This window comes from Colwellia sp. BRX8-7 (genome assembly GCF_014077275.1).
In the GTDB taxonomy this organism is placed as follows: domain Bacteria; phylum Pseudomonadota; class Gammaproteobacteria; order Enterobacterales; family Alteromonadaceae; genus Colwellia_A.
On record NZ_JACGVP010000006.1, the window covers coordinates 237,571 to 257,117 of the forward strand.

14 protein-coding genes and 3 tRNA genes are annotated in these 19,547 nt (G+C 38.8%); 10 read left to right on the plus strand and 7 right to left on the minus strand.

Annotation, left to right across the window (positions count from 1 at the left end; all coding sequences use genetic code 11):
- Position 1: 1 nt before the first annotated feature.
- From kynU to kynA, 3 genes are read left to right on the plus strand one after another with little or no spacing between them, the layout of a single operon-like run.
- Complete coding sequence (gene kynU, locus H4J57_RS08195; RefSeq protein ID WP_182222769.1) at positions 2–1,315, plus strand: kynureninase; 1,314 nt, start codon at positions 2–4, stop codon at positions 1,313–1,315.
- Positions 1,312–2,748 (plus strand): NAD(P)/FAD-dependent oxidoreductase, encoded by a 1,437-nt coding sequence (locus H4J57_RS08200; RefSeq protein WP_182242479.1) that lies wholly within the window; start codon positions 1,312–1,314, stop codon positions 2,746–2,748. Before kynU ends, H4J57_RS08200 begins: the two co-directional genes overlap by 4 nt.
- Positions 2,741–3,604, plus strand: coding sequence for a tryptophan 2,3-dioxygenase (gene kynA, locus H4J57_RS08205; RefSeq protein WP_182242480.1), 864 nt, complete (start codon positions 2,741–2,743; stop codon positions 3,602–3,604). The genes H4J57_RS08200 and kynA overlap by 8 nt, the downstream gene beginning before the upstream one ends.
- Before the next feature lie 112 nt (positions 3,605–3,716).
- Here the strand turns inward: kynA and H4J57_RS08210 are convergent, their stop codons facing one another.
- Positions 3,717–5,402 carry a M20/M25/M40 family metallo-hydrolase gene (locus H4J57_RS08210; RefSeq protein ID WP_182242481.1) on the minus strand — a complete coding sequence of 562 codons (1,686 nt, stop codon included), beginning with the start codon at positions 5,400–5,402 and terminating at the stop codon, positions 3,717–3,719.
- Between the two features lie 386 nt (positions 5,403–5,788).
- On the opposite strand from H4J57_RS08210, the gene H4J57_RS08215 reads away from it, so the two are divergent.
- Positions 5,789–8,074 (plus strand): TonB-dependent receptor, encoded by a 2,286-nt coding sequence (locus tag H4J57_RS08215; RefSeq protein ID WP_182242482.1) that lies wholly within the window; start codon positions 5,789–5,791, stop codon positions 8,072–8,074.
- Positions 8,075–8,174: 100 nt separating this feature from the next.
- Here the strand turns inward: H4J57_RS08215 and H4J57_RS08220 are convergent, their stop codons facing one another.
- A complete protein-coding gene (locus H4J57_RS08220) occupies positions 8,175–8,549 on the minus strand; it encodes an MGMT family protein (protein ID WP_182216182.1) in 375 nt (124 codons plus the stop codon).
- Between the two features lie 266 nt (positions 8,550–8,815).
- Here H4J57_RS08220 and H4J57_RS08225 point away from each other — a divergent pair, with 266 nt between their 5' ends.
- Complete coding sequence (locus H4J57_RS08225) at positions 8,816–10,408, plus strand: ABC-F family ATPase (RefSeq protein ID WP_070373941.1); 1,593 nt, start codon at positions 8,816–8,818, stop codon at positions 10,406–10,408.
- A 94-nt stretch (positions 10,409–10,502) separates the two neighbouring features.
- On the plus strand, positions 10,503–11,354 hold the full coding sequence (locus tag H4J57_RS08230; protein WP_182242483.1) for a 23S rRNA (adenine(2030)-N(6))-methyltransferase RlmJ: 852 nt from the start codon (positions 10,503–10,505) through the stop codon (positions 11,352–11,354).
- A gap of 131 nt (positions 11,355–11,485) precedes the next feature.
- On the opposite strand, the gene H4J57_RS08235 is transcribed toward H4J57_RS08230, so the two are convergent.
- The 5 genes from H4J57_RS08235 to gltX form a co-directional block, all read right to left on the minus strand.
- Complete coding sequence (locus tag H4J57_RS08235) at positions 11,486–12,481, minus strand: fatty acid desaturase (protein WP_182216186.1); 996 nt, start codon at positions 12,479–12,481, stop codon at positions 11,486–11,488.
- Between the two features lie 12 nt (positions 12,482–12,493).
- The gene (locus H4J57_RS08240; protein WP_182242484.1) at positions 12,494–13,249 is read right to left on the minus strand and encodes a transporter substrate-binding domain-containing protein; all 756 of its coding nucleotides are present in this window, start codon (positions 13,247–13,249) and stop codon (positions 12,494–12,496) included.
- Positions 13,250–13,276: 27 nt separating this feature from the next.
- Positions 13,277–14,620, minus strand: coding sequence for a DEAD/DEAH box helicase (locus H4J57_RS08245; protein ID WP_182222776.1), 1,344 nt, complete (start codon positions 14,618–14,620; stop codon positions 13,277–13,279).
- Positions 14,621–14,761: 141 nt separating this feature from the next.
- Positions 14,762–15,295, minus strand: coding sequence for a hypothetical protein (locus tag H4J57_RS08250; protein ID WP_182222777.1), 534 nt, complete (start codon positions 15,293–15,295; stop codon positions 14,762–14,764).
- Positions 15,296–15,383: 88 nt separating this feature from the next.
- Positions 15,384–16,796, minus strand: a complete 1,413-nt coding sequence (gene gltX, locus H4J57_RS08255) for a glutamate--tRNA ligase (protein ID WP_070373947.1) — start codon at positions 16,794–16,796, stop codon at positions 15,384–15,386.
- Between the two features lie 343 nt (positions 16,797–17,139).
- Here gltX and H4J57_RS08260 point away from each other — a divergent pair.
- From H4J57_RS08260 to H4J57_RS08275, 4 genes are all read left to right on the plus strand, one after another.
- A tRNA-Val gene (locus H4J57_RS08260) sits at positions 17,140–17,215 on the plus strand.
- Positions 17,216–17,244: 29 nt separating this feature from the next.
- A tRNA-Val gene (locus H4J57_RS08265) sits at positions 17,245–17,320 on the plus strand.
- Between the two features lie 39 nt (positions 17,321–17,359).
- Positions 17,360–17,435, plus strand: a tRNA-Val gene (locus H4J57_RS08270).
- A 389-nt stretch (positions 17,436–17,824) separates the two neighbouring features.
- Positions 17,825–19,234, plus strand: a complete 1,410-nt coding sequence (locus H4J57_RS08275) for a S8 family serine peptidase (RefSeq protein ID WP_182242485.1) — start codon at positions 17,825–17,827, stop codon at positions 19,232–19,234.
- Positions 19,235–19,547: the final 313 nt, after the last annotated feature.

The following is a 19,547-nucleotide window of genomic DNA, read 5'->3' on the forward strand; positions in this document are numbered from 1 at the left end:
GATGCCTATTCCCAATAAAACAATAAAAAATAATAAAACGACATTAGCATACGCCCAAACACTAGATCTTAATGATCCGTTAGCGAAAATACGCGACCAGTTTGCCATTCCTAAACAAGCCAATGGTGACGATGAATATTACTTCACAGGAAATTCCCTTGGTTTACAACCCAAACTTGCCCGCGAATATGTTATTGAACTACTCGACTCTTGGGGACAAAGAGGCGTAAAAGGTCATTTTGAAGGTGACTTCCCTTGGATGCCCTATCACGAACTTTTAACCGAGCAATCAGCATTATTAGTGGGGGGTAAAAATGAAGAAGTGGTGATGATGAATTCATTAACTACAAACCTACATTTAATGATGGTGAGTTTTTATCAACCCCAAGGTAAACGTACTAAAATACTGATTGAAGATCATGCGTTCCCTTCTGATCATTACGCCGTAGAATCTCAACTAAAACATCACAAACAAGATGTTGATAAGAATATGCTGCTGTGGACGCCAAGAGCAGGTGAAGAATTATTAAACACTGATGATTTATATCAAATTATTGAACAACAAGGCGATGAAATAGCCCTGATATTATTGCCGGGTGTGCAGTACTACACTGGCCAAGTGCTGGATATGAAAACCATCACCGAAAAAGCGCACGCAAAAGGTATCATGGTGGGTTTTGATTTAGCCCACGCCGTTGGCAACATCGAAATGGAACTGCATAACTGGCAAGTCGACTTTGCATGTTGGTGCAGTTACAAATATTTAAATAGTGGTGCAGGCTCTGTTGCTGGTTGTTTTGTTCATGAAACCCATAGCACTAATTCAAACAGTGAAACGCAAGTGAACCGCTTTGCGGGTTGGTGGGGACACGACAAGTCAACTCGATTTAAAATGGAAAACAATTTTAAGCCTATTGCTACAGCTGAAGGCTGGCAATTATCGAACCCTCCCGTATTATCATTAGCGGCTATTCGAGGGTCACTTGATACCATAAAAATGGCAGGCGGGATCAGTGAGCTTCGTAAAAAATCAGTCAAGCTTACCCAATATATGACCGAGTTAATCGCCAGTGAACTCGGCGATAAAATTCGTATTATCACCCCCAGTAATCAAGCTGAACGGGGTTGTCAGTTATCGTTAATGATTAATGTCAAAGGCCTTGACGGTAAAGCTATGTTTAACGCGTTAGAAGAAAATGGCGTAACCACAGATTGGCGTGAACCCAATGTTATTCGAGTGGCTCCCGTCCCTCTTTACAATCAGTTCCAAGATATTTATCACTTTGTCCGACTTTTAAAGGAGTGTTTACAATGAGCGTAAATGTTATATCTAAACCTGCCAATGAAACTAACATCACGGTAGCTGGAGCTGGTCCTATTGGCGCACTGCTTGCAATAATACTCGCTCGAAAAGGCTATAATATTAATTTATTTGAATCTCGCCCAGATTCTCGCCAGCATGATATATACCAAGGAAAATCGATTAACATTGCCCTCTCAGACCGTGGTTGGTTAGCACTTGAAGCGGTTGGTATTGCTGAACAAGTCCGTAAAGAAGCGCTCCCTATGAAAAAACGTGTCATGCATGGGGTTGATGGAACCATAACAGAGCAAGCTTATGGAAAAGACGACCAAGCTATTTGGTCGGTATCGCGCGCGGGCATTAATGAACAATTACTTAATTTGGCAGAAAAAGAAGCAAACGTAGCGTTGCACTTTGAAAAAAGACTTACCCATGTTGACTTTACTACGGGTTGTTCATCTTTCAGCTTTGATGTGGCACAAAGTAAAGGTCATATTGAAATTGACGCTGATTATATTTTTGGCGCCGACGGTGCTTTTTCAAAAGTACGCCGTCTTGCCCAAGAAACGCCACGCTTTAGCTATAGCCAATCTTTCATGCCTCAGTCTTATATCGAATTAACGATCCCAGCAAACGAAAACGAAACAGGCGATGCGCGTTTTAAAATGGAAAAAGAAGCCCTGCATATTTGGCCAAGAAAAGATTTTATGCTGATCGCTCTGCCCAACCCTGATGGTTCGTTCACTTGTACATTGTTTATGAATTATGAAAGTAAACATGACGGAGCACATTCATTTTGCAACTTAACAAAAAGAAGTCAAGTAGTTAAGTTTTTCAACGAAAATTTTGCCGATGCAATGCCCATACTAGCAGACCCAATCGACGACTTTATGTCCAAGAAAGCTAGCCCACTCTTTTTAGTTAAAGTGGACCCTTGGGTGATCAATAACAAAGTCGCATTAATTGGTGATGCTGCTCATGCAATGGTGCCTTATTACGGTCAAGGCATGAACTGTGGCTTTGAAGATTGCCGAGAGCTTGGTGAAATTATTGATCAATATAAAGGTCAATGGTGCGATATTTTTCCTGCTTATCAAAAACAGCGAAAAATAAATGCTGATGCTATTACTGAATTAGCTCAGCGTAATTTTGTTGAAATGAGTGAGCTCTCTGGTGACAGTAATTTTCTTTTGCAGAAAAAAATTGAAGCTAAATTTCATCAACTTCAACCTGAACTTTGGGTGCCACTTTATTCTATGGTGACCTTTTGCCCACACTTGCCTTATTCGCAAGCATTAGCAATCGGTGATCAGCAAAAATTAATTATGGCGAAAATAATGCAAATACCTGATATAGAAAGCTGTTGGCAAGACGATTTTGTTTACGAAAAACTGCTACAACTCGTTCAAGAAAACACTAAAAACAAGGATAATCTTGATGTCTAATTCTGGCTGTCCTTTTAATGGTGATGCAAACAAACGTGAAGTAGAAGAAGATATTCATACCGACTTTAACGATGATATGTCCTATGGTGATTACTTGCAGCTTGATAAAGTATTATCGGCTCAGCAACCGTTATCGAAAGAGCATGATGAGATGTTGTTTATTGTTATTCATCAGAGCAGCGAACTCTGGCTTAAACTTGCTGGCCATGAATTAACAAAAGCCATGGAGTGTTTACGCGCAGATGATTTTGGTCCCGCCTTTAAAGTTATCGCGCGGGTAAAACAAATATTCATTCAGTTGACTCAGTCATGGAATATTTTATCAACGCTTACCCCCGTTGATTACTTAAAGTTTCGTGATGACTTAGGACGATCCTCTGGGTTTCAGTCACTCGGATATCGAAAACTTGAATTTCTTTTAGGCAATAAAAACAGTGATATGCTTAAAGTCCATAAAAGTGATAATCAAGCCTATCAAGAGTTAGCATTATTACTCAATAGCCCCAGCTTATACGACGAAGTGATTGCCGCATTAGTAAAAGCAGGTTTTAACATTGATGACTGTGTGCTTAATCGCGATGTTAGCCAAGCTTATCAGAGTAATCAGAGTGTGGTAAAAGCATGGCTAATGGTCTATCAGCAACCCGAGAAATTTTTTGAACTATATGAGCTAGCAGAAAAGCTTGTCGACATCGAAGACTCTTTTCAACAATGGCGCTTTAAACACATGTATACCGTGCAACGGATCATTGGGTATAAGACGGGAACCGGTGGTTCTTCTGGGGTAGGCTTTTTGAAGAAAGCACTAGATGTTAGCTTTTTTCCTGAGTTGTTTGAAGTTAGAACACATTTATAATGTTTCTCACATCGTCATTTTAAGTCAACAGCTTACGAATTATGTTGTTGATTGATTTGGGATATTTATAATAAAGCACTCAACAATGTTGAGTGCTTTTTTTTCAATCAGATTAATTTTTTACTGAGTTTATCTCTAAGCTTTTATTACCTTCTTTATCACGGTTTTTACGTGCTTTGTCAGCTTTCAATTTCATCTGCTGCTTCTGCAAATTAGAAATATCTTTTGGCATCGGCTTACGAGGCATACGTTCGTCAGCCATGGCCGCCTTATATAAAAAGCCAGCAAGAATAACAGAAGCTTGTTTTAGATCAGCCTCTACGACATGGTCAATCGAATCAATATGGGTATGATGCAAACGAGAGCCATAATCTAACTTGTCTTGAATAAATTGAAAACCGGGTAACCCTACATCATCAAAAGACTCGTGATCAGTGCCACCGGTACTTTTATTGGTAATAGTACCGGTACTTAAATCCGAATAAGGGCTGAACCAGTTACCGAATATTGATTTAGCAGCAACATTACCTTCAGTATAAATACCTCTGAAACGTCCACTACCATTATCCATATTAAAGTATACCGAAAACTTATCATGATCAGCTTTCGTTTCAATCGGCCAACCTTGATCTTTCCATAAATAACTGGGTAATGCTTGCTCATTCTTATCAGTAGGTTTAGGACGGGTCGCAAAGTGTTCATCAACATAAGCTGCCGAACCAAATAACCCTTGTTCTTCGCCCGACCATAAACCAATACGTATGGTACGTTTAGGTTTAAAGTTTAATGCTTGTAAAATACGAACAGCTTCCATTGAAACCGCCACACCCGCACCGTTATCAACAGCACCATCACTGGCATGCCACGAGTCTAAGTGGCCACCGACCATAACTATTTCAGGGTTTTTATCACTCCCTGGAATTTCTGCAATGGTATTATAAGCATTTCGGTCGTTATCATGAAAACGCGCATCGATATTGAGCGATAATTTAGGTGTCTTGCCATTATCTATCATTCGAGATAATAGGTTGTAATGTTCTGCTTCTATAATAAGTGCTGGTACTGGAAAGGTTTTACCGACACGATGGTCACTACCAAAAACGTTAATTAAGCCACCTTGACGCCAGCTACGATATATAACACCAGCAACTTGCTCTTCTTTTAAGAAATTACTGAGCGTGGCTTGAAAATTATAACGCTGCATTGCGCCATCTCTTCGGTCAGCAGTTACCCATGGAGAGTGACTTGGCGCTCGCATTACATCAAACTCTGTCAATGTAGAAAGCTCTCCGGAGTCATAGCGTTGAAAGACACTGTTCTCAGGCGCTTCAATATTTTTACCCGCGCCCATCATAATGATCTTACCTTTTAGCTTACCTTTATATTGTGCTAAGTCAGTTATTGAAGCCGCATCAAAGATAACAACATCTCCTGTTACTTCTCCTTCAGTGCCCGGTGTCCAAGCAACAGGAATACCGTGTAAAGAAACTTCACGCGGACTCAATAGGTCAATGGAAGCAGAGTCATGTGACCAGCCTCGCCCAAACTCAAAAGGGTCTAAATAAGCATTTTTTAATCCCCACCCCTTTAACTTCTCTAAAGTCCAATTATTAGCTTTCTTCATCTGAGGAGAGCCAGATAAACGAGGGCCTATTTCATCGGTTAATTGCTCTAATGTGTGCATGACTTCAGAATTATAAAAACCTTCTGCCCTTATTTTATTCGCCATATCTAAGTCATCACTTGCATAAGCAGTCGATAAAGAAAGGCATAATAAAGATAATACGAATTTTTTCATTATTGTTTCCTAATTATTATATTTTTTGTCATGATTAATTTAGTACAAAAAATAATAATTAAAAAGACAGATAAGACGAACTCCATCGAATAAGAGACCGTTGGTATTAACTGAGAAGCAGCAGGTAATAATAAGGTTAAGTAGCAGCGCAGTCTTTATATTCACTTTACATTAACCATTTTAATTTAAAACATTAACAAAACATCTGCTTAGCTTAATTTTGCAAAAAATAACATAACAACTTCCTATAAAGTAAACTATGTTAAAACGTATAAAAATAGATACTTTCTATTTAGAAATGTGTAAATTTCGGCTACCCTAACTGGTATCAAAATAACAATAAAATTTAGTTTACCTAAAAAACATCGCACTCTTGGAGAATATTAATGAATTTGTTCAAAAATTCCACTTTGGCTACAGCGGTTAAACTCGCTGTTTTAACATCAACGGTCGGTTTTTCTGCAGCTACTTTAGCTGAAGAAAATGTCGAAGAAAAAGTAGTTGGTTTAGAAATTATTGAAGTAACCGCACGTAAAAGAGTAGAAAATGTTCAAGAAGTTCCTGTAGCTATTAGTGCGCTCCAAGGTGAAAAACTGAATGTGTTAAGTTCTGCTGCTATGGACATTCGTTTTTTAAATGCCCGCGTGCCGAGTCTTTCTGTTGAATCTTCTTTTGGTCGTACTTTTCCACGTTTTTATATGCGTGGTTTAGGTAATTCTGATTTTGATTTAAATGCATCACAGCCAGTTTCTTTAGTTGTTGATGAAGTTGTGCAAGAAAACCCAATTTTGAAAGGTTTTCCAGTATTTGATGTTGGCCGCGTAGAAGTATTACGTGGTCCACAAGGGACACTATTTGGTCGTAACACCCCTGCCGGTTTAATTAAATTTGAATCAGTAAAACCATCACAAGATTTTGATGGTTTTGGCTCACTTTCATACGGCAGTAATAACACTACCGATATGCGTGCGGCTGTTGGTGGAGGGTTAACTGATAAATTATCTGCTCGTGTTTCATTACTTAATCAAACCCGAGATGACTACATAGATAACCAAGCACCCGGTTTTGAACAAAAAGAAGTTTTAGGTGGCTACACCGACAAAGCGGCTCGTATTCAATTTCTTTATGAAGATGACGCTTTCACAGCATTATTTAATTACCACATGCGCGACTTGGATGGCAAGCCGGTTGCTTTCTATGCAAATGCGTTTAAACCTGCAAGTAACGAATTAGTCAGTAACTTTGAAAGAGATACTGTTTACCATGACTCGGCATCAAGAGCGACACAACAAGTTGAAACCGAAGGTGGCAGTTTAAAGTTAGAATTTGAATTAGGTGAATTTACCCTAACGTCAATTTCAGGCTATGAAAGCGCTGAGCTTTATTCTCGTGCCGATGTTGATGGTGGTTATGGCGCAGTTTATGCTGAGCCTTCAGGACCTGGTATTATCGCACTTGATTCAGAAACAGCCGATGCTATTCCAGATCACGAGCAACTAACACAAGAAATTCGCTTATCAAGCAACTTTGATGGCCAATTTAATTACCAAGTGGGCGCATTTTATTTTAATGAAGATTTAACCATTGAAAGCTTTGCCTTCGATCCTTTATTTAGCAGTGGCGCACAAACAGGTTACGTTATTCAAGAGCAAGAAACGACTGCATGGGCTGTTTTTGGTTCGTTTGATTATGACTATAACGACAAAACCTCAGTAACCTTTGGCTTACGTTATTCTGATGATGACAAAGACTATAGCAACCAAAGAACGAAGTCTCCATTGGCATGGTTAGGTTTTCCTGATGTAGTATCAGGTGAAGTAAATCCAAGCGATTCACATGTTAGCTGGGATATCAGTGTTACGCATAAATATACCGATGACATAAACTTATATGCACGTATTGCCGACACGTTTAGAGCACCAAGTATTCAAGGGCGTTCGTTATTCGCCTTTGGAAATGGTATTTCTGTTGCCGACTCAGAAACTATTTTATCTTTAGAAACCGGTATTAAATCTGATATTTTAGATGGCTTTGGTCGTATTAATGCTTCGGTATTTTATTTTACCATGGATGATCAACAGCTAACTTCTGTTGGTGGTGGTGGCAATACGGCGAGTTTACTTAACGCTGAAGAAACGACCGGTTACGGTTTTGAAATCGACTCAGAGTTTATGCTAACCGATAATTTTTGGCTAACGGCGAGTGTTAGTTATAATAATACCGAAATCAATGACAGTGACTTAGCTGTTGCTGCTTGTAAATTATGTACTATTACAGATAATTTCTACACTGATGAGATGGGCAATAGATTTGCCGAAGTAGACGGTAATAGTTTACCACATGCACCAGAGTGGATTTTTAACTTTACCTTGCGTTATTCTCGTGAAATTGCAGACGGTGAATTCTATGCCTACACGGATTGGTCTTACCGAGATGACATTAGTTTCTTTTTATATGAATCAAAAGAATTTAATGGAAAATCATTATTTGAAGGTGGCGCACGTACAGGTTATACCTGGGACGGTGATGATAAAGAGTATGAAGTTGCCTTATTTGTTCGTAACATAACTGATGAACAAATCGCTATTGGCGCTGTAGACTTTAGTAACAATACCGCTATTGTTAATGAAGAGCGCTTTTTTGGTGCAGAATTTAAAGTTAATTTCTATTAAGCTAAACGGCTAATTTTAATGATAAAAGGCGACTATAATTAGTCGCCTTTTTTATTTTTAATGCCTATATACGAGACTCATAGCCCTGAATTCTTGGTATTTAATAAGTGAGTTTAAAGAGTAATTCAGCCAAATCGGGTTGCCACTGAAAATCTGTTAACTTAACGCGATTACCTATAACAACCACTTGCTCCTCTTGAAGCAGTGCGCTTTGTTTGGCGAAAAGTTCACTTTCAACAGCAAATGATATTTTCCCTTGAGAGTTAATAACTCTGTGCCAAGGAACACTTTTTTCTTTCCAGCCATCATCAGGGATTTTACCTAACGCTTTCCCGACTAACCTGGCTTTACCGGGCAAGCCAGCAAGATCAGCAACCTGTCCATAGCAAGCGACCTTGCCATAAGGTATTAACTGCACTGTTTGCCAGATACGAGGGTAATTAACGTTTACCGGGCGCTTATTATTTTTTAACATCGTGGCGACTCATCTAATGAAACGGCTTAATTACGGTTGTAAAACACAGTGAATATTATCTTAACATCTTGCCAACAGACGATAACACGCTACTTAGCAACTTTTACTAAAATAAGAAAATTTACTGAACATTGAACAACTTGTCATTAATTTATCATCCACCCCAGCCAAATAGACAAATTTTAGCCTATTGAAGTCGATGTTTTTTGTGTATAATCGCGCGCTATTGACTTACCAGCTTAAATGCACAACCAAGGAATCAGCTTATCCTACAAGCAAATAATATTACCCAACAATTCGGCGCAAAACCTCTTTTTGAAAATATTTCACAAAAATTTGGTGGTGGTAATCGTTACGGTTTAATTGGTGCCAACGGTTGTGGTAAATCAACACTCATAAAAATCTTAGGTGGTGACCTAGAGCAGACCTCAGGCAATGTAAGCTTAGACCCTAACGAACGTTTGGGTAAATTAAGCCAGGACCAATTTGCCTTTGAGCACTTCAGTGTTATTGATACCGTTATTATGGGACATACTGAATTATGGGCGGTAAAAGAAGAACGTGACCGTATTTATGCTTTACCAGAAATGAGTGAAGCCGATGGCATGAAAGTAGGCGATTTAGAATCAGAATATGCTGAGATGGACGGTTACAGTGCCGAAGCACGTGCCGGCGAACTATTAATGGGCGTAGGAATTGCTGTTAACCAACATTATGGTTTAATGAGCGAAATAGCCCCAGGTTTTAAACTGCGTATATTGTTAGCACAAGCGCTATTCTCAGATCCTGATATTTTATTACTTGATGAGCCAACCAACAACCTGGATATTCATACTATTCAATGGCTTGAAGAAACCTTGAATGCCCGTGATTCAACCATGATCATCATTTCGCATGATAGACATTTTTTAAACAGTGTTTGTACCCACATGGCCGATTTAGATTACGGAGAACTTAGAGTTTTCTCAGGTAACTATGACGAATACATGCTGGCAGCAACACAAGCACGAGCTAACTTACTTGCTGACAATGCTAAGAAAAAAGCGCAAATAGGTGAGCTACAAGCTTTCGTTGCTCGTTTTTCTGCTAATGCTTCAAAAGCTAAACAAGCGACTTCTCGTGCAAAACGTATCGACAAGATCCAACTAGAAGAAGTTAAACCTTCAAGCCGTACCAACCCCTTTATTCGCTTTGAGCAAGAGAAAAAATTATTTCGTAATGCCTTAGTGATAGAAAAATTAAACAAGAAATTTAATGATGCTCATGTACTAAAAGATATTTCTCTTTTGGCTGAAGTCGGTGAACGTATTGCGGTGATCGGCGAAAACGGCATAGGTAAAACCACCTTTTTACGCACTTTATTAAATGAAGTCGGCTACGAAGCAACTTCTGGTGATTTTACTTGGTCTGAAAATTCAAATATTGGTTATTACGCACAAGACCATGAGTTTGAATTTGAGCATGACATGACCTTGTTTGACTGGATGAGCCAATGGCGTCAGCCTACCGACGACGAACAAGCCGTTCGTGGTTATTTGGGGCGTTTATTATTTTCAGCTGACGATATTCTAAAATCAGTTAAAATATTATCAGGGGGCGAAAAAGGCAGAATGCTTTTTGGTAAACTGATGATGCAACTGCCTAATATTCTTGTGATGGACGAACCGACCAACCATATGGATATGGAGTCTATTGAGTCACTTAATATGGCATTAGAGAACTACGAAGGTACCTTAGTGTTTGTTAGCCATGACCGTGAGTTTGTTTCGAGTTTAGCTACGCGTATTATTGAATTAACCAAAGATGGTTACATCGATTTTGCTGGTACTTATGATGAGTACTTAGCAAGCCAAGCATAAATCCCACCCGTTCTATCAATAGATAAAACACCCCTTATTTAGGTGTTTTATCTATTATTTTCACTGCCCTATTTTATATTTTAAGGAAATCCTTTTGCTCAGTTATCGTCATGCTTTTCACGCAGGAAACTTCGCTGATGTTTTAAAACATTCGGTTTTAACGCTCGTACTAGAATATATGGTGCGTAAAGATAAAGGCTTTACCTATATCGATAGCCACTCGGGTGCTGGCATGTATTCACTAAAAGATGAATACGCTCAAAAAAAAGCTGAATACAAAGGTGGTATCGCCAAAATTATTGCCGCCCTAACTGATGAGAATTTTCCTGAAGCATTAACACCCTATGTTGAGCTAATTCAGCGCTTAAACACTGAAAATAGTGAGCTAGAAATTTATCCTGGCTCGCCTGGTGTTGCTAAGCAACTGATGCGCCGCCAAGACAGTACTCATCTCTTTGAGTTACACCCTACCGATATTCAACATTTAACAGAATTCTGCACACGCTGGAAAAAATCACATGTAAAACAGTCTGATGGTTATCAAGGTGTCTTGGGGTTAGTACCGCCACCAAGTCGCCGGGGTGTCGTGCTTATCGATCCACCCTATGAGTTAAAAGAAGATTACGCTAAAGCGGTTAAGACTATCGTAAAAGCCTATAAAAAATTCAATTCCGGGACTTATATTCTTTGGTATCCTGTGGTTACCCGTGAGCGTATTCATGCTATGGAAAAAGACTTTACCCGTAGTGAAGTGAAAAATTTATTACAAGTTGAATTTTGTTTACAAGCCGACAGTGATGAATATGGTATGACAGGTACCGGCTTATTTATTGTTAATCCTCCTTGGCAGTTAAAAAAGCAGCTCGAAGAGATACTTCCTTTTATGAAGGCAACCTTAGGACAGGCTGAGACTAGCTTTACATTAGCGCAGCTTATTGCTGAATAATTAGCCTTAAGCTAAAATATATGGCGCAGCTAAATTAAGCAGCGCCACTTAGCAAGCTTATCAGCCTTTTATGATCAGTTGATAATTAACAAGCAATAAGATAACTAAAGTTTTGTCGCTACTGCCCTACCTTACAAAGTGCGATATCTATTTGCATTTGAAAATGTACTAACATCATTAAATCTAACACCATTTTCTTTCATCACCTTATGTGCGGTACTTGCTAACATTTGACGCAAATAAAACGGTTGTTGCACAACAAAGTGATGAATGGCATGTGTACCAGCAAAGTTAAAGGTAAAGAGGTTAAGTGGCCAAATAACCAAACCTTTAAAGACTTGCGTTTGCTGCAGTACATTATTAACGCCACCATAGTAGTGCAAATAAGAAGTCACTAAATTTAAACAGGCTGAGCGTAAAAAGTTAGGCGCAATAATAATCACCATCAACAGATTGCTCAACGCTGAAAAGGTTTGTAACCATGGCGGATAGATAAAATCGCTGGCAATAAAAAAATCTACACTGTGAAACAATATAAAGCCGTAACCGAAGATATAATAAAGTATCGTCAATGGGAATCCGCCATTAAAAACACTCAAAAAATTAAAGGCTTTCACTTCTCTATTCAAGTGCTTTCTTTGTAAAATTAGCCCGAATAAACCATCAAACATCACGATATAGCGAACAAGTATATTAGCAATACCATTGCCGACCAATCGTTCTTCTAAATCTTGTTTTGTGCCTGAGGTTTTATGGTGCAGTAAATGAATTTTGCGACGATACCAAGGGTTGATAGTACTTGGGCGCATTAACCAAACAGTGGCCATCATAAGATTATGTATAATAGGTTGCTGACGAAAGTAAAGTTTATGAATTAAGTCATGCTCTAACTCATGAGAGATAGAGGCAAAAATTGCCGCTAACATGATACAAACCCAGGCAGGAATAAAGGCATAGTAATATAATAAGCCACTGGTGATCATGCCAGTAAGTGACAGTAAAAGAATGAGTAAACCAATACTGTCTTGCTTAGCTAAAAACACATATTTTTTGCGTAAGCGCTGTTCTTCGGCTTTAACACCTTGAACAATATTTTTAATTTTTTCAGCGTCTGTTGTTGAACTCATCCTAAGCATTCACTAATTTTTACTCGAAAGGTGATAACTATCGGCATCATTAATCATATTAATTTCTTTCATCACTTCATTGATATCGTGAGACATTGAATATTTTTTTGAAAAGGCAAGAAAAGAAGAGTCAACTTGATCAGACAACGAGAACCCTTCGACTTGTCCATTAACCGCCATATTATCGATGGTTGTATTTGCTATGGCACTATCGGCCACCAATAAATCAACGTAACCGTAAATAAGCATATTAAAGGCATCTTCTAGGCGAGTCGCTTCAACAAACGTTATAGAGGCATCTTTAAAGGCTTTTTCTAAGTGGCTATCAACATTGGTTGAACGAACTTTGACAAGTATTTTACTTTTATCAATTAATGGAATGCCTTGATAAACAAAATTATCATCTGCTCTTTTGAATATTTCAGAGCCATAAAAATTAATCAAAGGACTTTTAGGAAAGCTCAAAAACAAGCTGCGTTCTGGTGTATAAACCGTCGGCATTAATGCATCAAACATTCCCTGCTCAACCGCTTTTAATGCTCTTGCCCAAGGCATGATGGTAACTGATATTTTAAATTTTCCACTGGCATTGAGTTTATTCATCGTCTCAATTAACAAGCCCTTGTTTTCACCCTTTTCATTGCTATAAATAAAAGGGCGAATTTCAGGGGCTGCAATACTCAACGTGATAACTTGCTGCTGTTTGCCATGCTGAGCTTGTGCGTTTAAACAAAGTAAAAAACTACAAATAAAAAAGAAAAATTTCATTTTATTAATACCTTATACTCGAGACGGTTAATCGATTTCAGAATCGCTGTCTATTTCACTAACGGGCGTTACCGTCTTTTTACGCAACACAGGTAACTCACCAACATCTTGAGCAACAAAGACTCTTTTAATGACTTTTTTAGGCTGAGATCTTTGCGGCTTTTCGTTAGTTTTTGTTGAAGATTTTGACTTAGCAGCCACTTTTGGCTTTTTAGGTTTTATGCCCTTGAATGTAGCTTTTAAGCTATCAACAACATCAAAGTTAAAGGTTTGCTGTAAAAAACCTTCAACATTTTTAAAACTAATCCAGTCTTTAGGACCAACAAAGGAAATCGCATCACCGGTGCTACCCGCTCGACCTGTCCGGCCAATACGATGCACAAATTCTTCAGTGTGCTTTGGCATATCAAAGTTAAAGACGTGCGATACGTTAACTAAATCTAAACCTCGAGACGCTAAATCAGTCGTGATCAATATCTTTTGTTGTCCCTTACTAAAGCCATCCATTATTTGATTACGCTGACCTTGATTAAGCTCACCACTTAAGGCGACCGTACTTAAGCTCTGCTCACTGAGCAGCTTTGATAATCTGTCGGTATCACTTCGTGTTGCAGTGAAAATAATCACTTGTTGATAGCTTTCAGTTTTCAAAAAGTGTTCAAGCAAGTCTTGTTTATGGTCTAAGTTATCGCATAGGTAAAAGCGTTTAGTAATATCTTTATGCTCGGTATGTGCAGAGCCTATGGCAATTCGTTTTGGTTTTTTTAATAACGCTAGTGCGAACTCATTGACTTGTGCGTGATCGAGTGTTGCAGAAAACATCAGTGTTTGACGCTTACGATGATCGGCAGCGCTATTAATTTGTTTTAATTGTTTTGAAAAGCCTAAATCTAACATCCGATCGGCTTCATCAAGAATAAGGAGCTCTAAGCCCTTTAAATAGAAATGCCCTTGCGATAAATGGTCAGACAATCGACCTGGTGTCGCAACAATAAAGTGAGGGTCTTTGTGCAGTGTTTTTACTTGATCATTAAAGTTTTCACCACCCAAAATAAGCACAGCTTTAAACTGTGAACCGGTGGTAAATAAACGTAGTTGAGTAAAAACTTGTTTGGCTAATTCTCGTGTTGGCATAAGAATAAGAACACGAGGATCACGTTTAGACAAAGCCCTATTTCGAATTAAGCGTTGCATCGCAGGAATAATAAACGCTAAGGTTTTACCTGAGCCAGTTTTTGATGAGGCAATTAAATCATGCCCGGCCATAGCAGCAGGAATAGCTTGCTGCTGAATTTCTGTCGGCTCTAAAAAACCTAAATGCTCAACCGTTGACATTAAACGACTGTCTAAACCAAAATCTGTAAACTGCAAACTACACTCCAAAAAAGAACCAATAAAAACGTTGTTATTATACCCTGCTAACGACAAGAATGACGTATAGTATTTTATCAGGGTGTTAAAAAAATGAAAAACTTAAAAAAGTACCACAGACTTATTCATCTTATGGCGCTATTAAACATGTTCGTCGCGAAGCCAATCAACATAACCAACAAAAAAGTGTTGCCAAAAATCATTGGTTTGCGAAAATTCAACTAGTTGTTTACCAAAGGTTTCTAATACCTCGAGATCAAAAATACAGCTTTCATCGGGAAGGTACATGGCAGATTTTTGCTGACACTGTTGATATATCGCCGTTAAGCACTGTTCAAAACCAACCAAAGATGCACTCACTAGGGTTGCTTGCCATTGATTTTCTTCTTCAGCAATCGCGGTATAAACCGCTAAATGTTCATCGGCCAAGTCAATAAAATACGGGTCACCTAATTCGGTATCTGTGGCGATAACAAGCCATGAACTTTGCCAATTGCCGATATCGTTATCGTTATCGTTATTAACTAAACTAGCGCCTTTTTTATCAACCGCATAGCCAATCTGGGCTTTATTTAATGTCGCCATTTTAGTAATAACGCTAAAACCCTGTGGACCAAAAAAAACCTCTTTATGTTCAAAGGCTTTTAATCTATTTAATAGTTCGCTTTGGTTCATCTTTAATCTCGTCTTTTTCAATACAATAAGGCCGTTGACAGCTAACCATCAACGACCTTATATCTTGTTAACATAAAACTTTATTTAATTAGCTGTTCGCTATTCTTGCTTCAACCACTTCAATAGCGTGATCAATACGAGCAAGTACTTTATCTTTATCCAATAAAGCCAAAGTAACATCTAAAGAAGGTGAATTACCACCACCAGTCGCCGCAACACGCAATGGCATACCCACTTTGCCCATACCGACTTCAAGCTCTGTTGCCGTATCATTAATTGCCGCATGAATAAGTTCAGGTGACCATTCGCTTAATGCTGCAAGTTTAGCTTTAACCAATATAAGAGGCTCTTTAACAACAGGGCGTAAATGTTTCTTAACCGCTGATGCTTCTAGTTCGCTAAAGTCTTCGTAAAAGTAGCGAGAAATTTGTGCCATCTCTTTTAAAGTTTTTACTCGGTCGGCTTGAATTTTAACGATTTCTTCAAGTGCTGGACCATTTTCAATATTGATACCTTGCTCATTCATGTGCCAGGCTAAATGTGTTGCAACATAACTTGGCTCCATAGTTTTCATATAATGTTGGTTGACCCAAATTAATTTATCAGTATTAAAACCTGAAGCAGCACGGTTACAGTCTTTTAAATCAAACAGTTCAATCATTTCTTCACGAGAAAATATTTCTTTATCGCCATGAGACCAACCTAAGCGCACTAAGTAGTTTAATAAGGCTTCAGGTAAATAACCATCATCGCGGTATTGCATAACACCGACAGCACCATGACGTTTTGATAATCGCTTACCGTCATCACCTAAAATCATTGGGATGTGGGCATACTCTGGGAGTGTTGCCCCTAAAGCGAGTAAAATATTAATTTGTTTTGGCGTATTACTAATATGATCATCACCACGTACAACATGGGTAATTTTCATATCCCAATCATCAACAACAACCGTTAAGTTATAAGTGGGTGTGCCATCGCTACGCGCAAGAATTAAATCATCTAACTCTTCATTAGCTATCGTTATATCGCCTTTAACCATATCTTTGATAACAACTTCGCCATCAAGTGGGTTTTTAAAACGAATCACATAAGGCTTATCAGCAGGATAGTCGGTGCGGTCGCGCCACAAACCGTTATATTTTTCTTTCGCGCCAGTTTCACGAGCCTGTTCACGCATTGCTTCAACTTCTTCACTGGTGCTATAACAGCGATAAGCATTGCCAGAGGCAAGTAACTGCTCAATAACTTCTTTATAACGGTCGAAACGTTGGGTTTGGAAATACGGACCATGTGTCCATTCAAGATTCAACCAATTCATACCGTCCATAATGGCATCAACGGATGCTTGGCTTGAACGTTCTAAATCAGTGTCTTCGATACGTAAAACGAAATCACCGCCATTTTTCTTGGCATATAACCAACTATAAAGGGCAGTACGTGCCCCACCAACGTGTAAATAACCGGTCGGACTTGGCGCAAATCGAGTTGTTAAGCTCATAAAAATCTCACTATAAAGTTTAAGACTTAAAGGCTATGTTAAAAGACAAGGCTTAAAGTCTGCAATTGGTACGATAAAAATTGTCGATATTTTATCAGGCATAGCTAAGGAAAACATCATTTGCTGAAAGAAACAAAGAAAAGAAAATCTCCAGCGAGGATAAAACAAGCAAGCTGTTTAATTTTACAGCAAGAAAATTAAATATATCAATAAAACTGAAAAAAAAGCAGAAAAATCTTTGTTTTATGTTGACAGCTTTTCTCATCTCCCTATAATACGCCCCACTGAAACGCAGACAGTGTTTAATTAATTAGACCGTTAACGATTCAGGAAATTTAAGATTGGGCGATTAGCTCAGTTGGGAGAGCACCGCCCTTACAAGGCGGGGGTCACTGGTTCAAGCCCAGTATCGCCCACCAATCTTAAGTATCAAGAATAAAGTAATTATGGGCGATTAGCTCAGTTGGGAGAGCACCGCCCTTACAAGGCGGGGGTCACTGGTTCAAGCCCAGTATCGCCCACCATAATTACACCCTATAGAATTTTCTTTAGATAATCTATATGGACGATTAGCTCAGTTGGGAGAGCACCGCCCTTACAAGGCGGGGGTCACTGGTTCAAGCCCAGTATCGTCCACCATCTTTTTCTTCATTCTTACATCATCTACTTAAAAATAAAATCACTGATAATATCTTTAATTTATATATTAAATTTTAAATCATTTTTCTTAAAGACTCTTTTAATATCATTTTCTCTGCTACTGCATAGTTTAAATCAATCACAATTCCTGCTCTTTTTTATTGTTGCCACTGCTTGCCAACCCACAATCATAAGCTAACAATTTCAATTACTTATAACATTTAAAGTTAACTAAACGCCCTTAATTCAAACCACACCCACTAATAAACTCACAGCATATTTACCTAAATACACTTAGGGTAACCCCCTATTTTCAGGCTGCCTGTTTATTGAGAAACTAGCTGTGATAGAAATAATTGCAATGATTTAACAAACGGAGTTTGGTTATCATGAGTAAATTAACTTTAAGTGCATGGCTTTTAGCCTCTTTAGCATTAACAATGCCTATAAAAGCATTGGCTGAAAGTACTATTGGCGAGCAACTCGCACAAACCCTTCCTACGATGACTGGCAAAGAAACAATCCTCGCGGTAATAACCTTTCAACAAATGCAGCCACTATCGGTTACTCAAATACAGGCGCTAGTAGCTTTAGGAATTAATAAAGGCGTTAAGTTTTCTGCACTGCCTGTAATAGGCGTGGTCGCTAATGCTGCACAAATCAAAGCGATCGCCGCGCGCGACGACGTCCGTTCAATATGGTTAAACCGAAAGTTAAGCTATTTTATAGCTAACTCACGACAAAACTCCGGTGTTAATAAAATTCAAGGAACAGACTTTGTTAATATTAATGGTGATACCGATTATAGTGGTAAGGGTGTCACCATTATGGTCAATGACTCAGGGATTGATGCCACGCATCAAGATCTATTTTTTGGCGACGTAGTCATTGATAATGTCGAGGCGGCCATACAATCATCAGCTTTGGCTAAAATGAGCACAACCGAGACCTTTATCAGTCGAGGTCAATATAATACTGATGTAAACACAGACCACGGTACCCATTGTGCTGGCATTATTGCAGGCTCTGGGGCCATGTCTGATGGTAAATATAAAGGTGTCGCTCCCGACGCCAAACTAGTCGGTTACGGCTCAGGTGCTGATTTAACTATTTTAGATGCGGTTAGTGGCTATGATTATGCGATTAATCACCGCTACGATTATCAAAGTCCATTGCGTATTATCAGTAATGCTTGGGGCTCAACCGGAAACTTTGATGCGAACAGCCCAATTGGTTTAGCCTCATATAAAGCTTATACCTTGGGGATATTGTCAATATTTTCTGCCGGAAATTCAGGGGCAGGTAAAAGTAGTCATAACCCTTATGCTCAACTCCCTTGGGTAATATCAGTCGGTGCCGGTAATAGTCATGGTCACTTAGTTGATTTTTCTTCTCGTGATTTATCTTATAAGACTGGCAGCTTTACCATGCCAGATAAGCAAGAATGGACTTATAATAACCAAGTCACGGTTGTCGCCCCCGGTCACTACATGGTCTCAACCCGATCATCGAATAATGGCCTTGCTTACAGCGCAGATGATGATTTTCTTTTTGACTCCGCCTATACCCCTTTTTATAGTCGATTATCTGGTACTTCAATAGCAACATCATATACGGCGGGTGTTGCCGCTCTCATGATGGAAGCTAATCCATTATTAAGTATCGAGGAAATCAAACAATTAATAGCAAAGTCTGCAACTCAGATGCTTGGATACCAAGCGTGGGAAGTTGGTGCCGGCTATATTGATATAAGAGCCGCTGTTGCTGCAGCAAAAACACATGTTAAAGCGTATAAATAATCACTCACGACAACACTGTCGGTCTATACTGTGCAAAGACTGATGTCACCGCACTATTAAACAACGAAAGTAGTTTAGCGCCTATAGCCTTAACCTGACATCTTATTGAATATTTTGTCGCAGTAGTGACAAAAGGGTAAATATTAACAACAACAACAACAACAACCTGGCATAAACGTGTCTCGGGGAAAATGATATCAGACCACTCCAGCAACCAGTATTCCATTGCGATAGCTATACGCTGATACCTGTTACCAGATACCTAATAACCATAAACTTCCAATTGCTAATTGCTACTTGCTAATTTCTAATT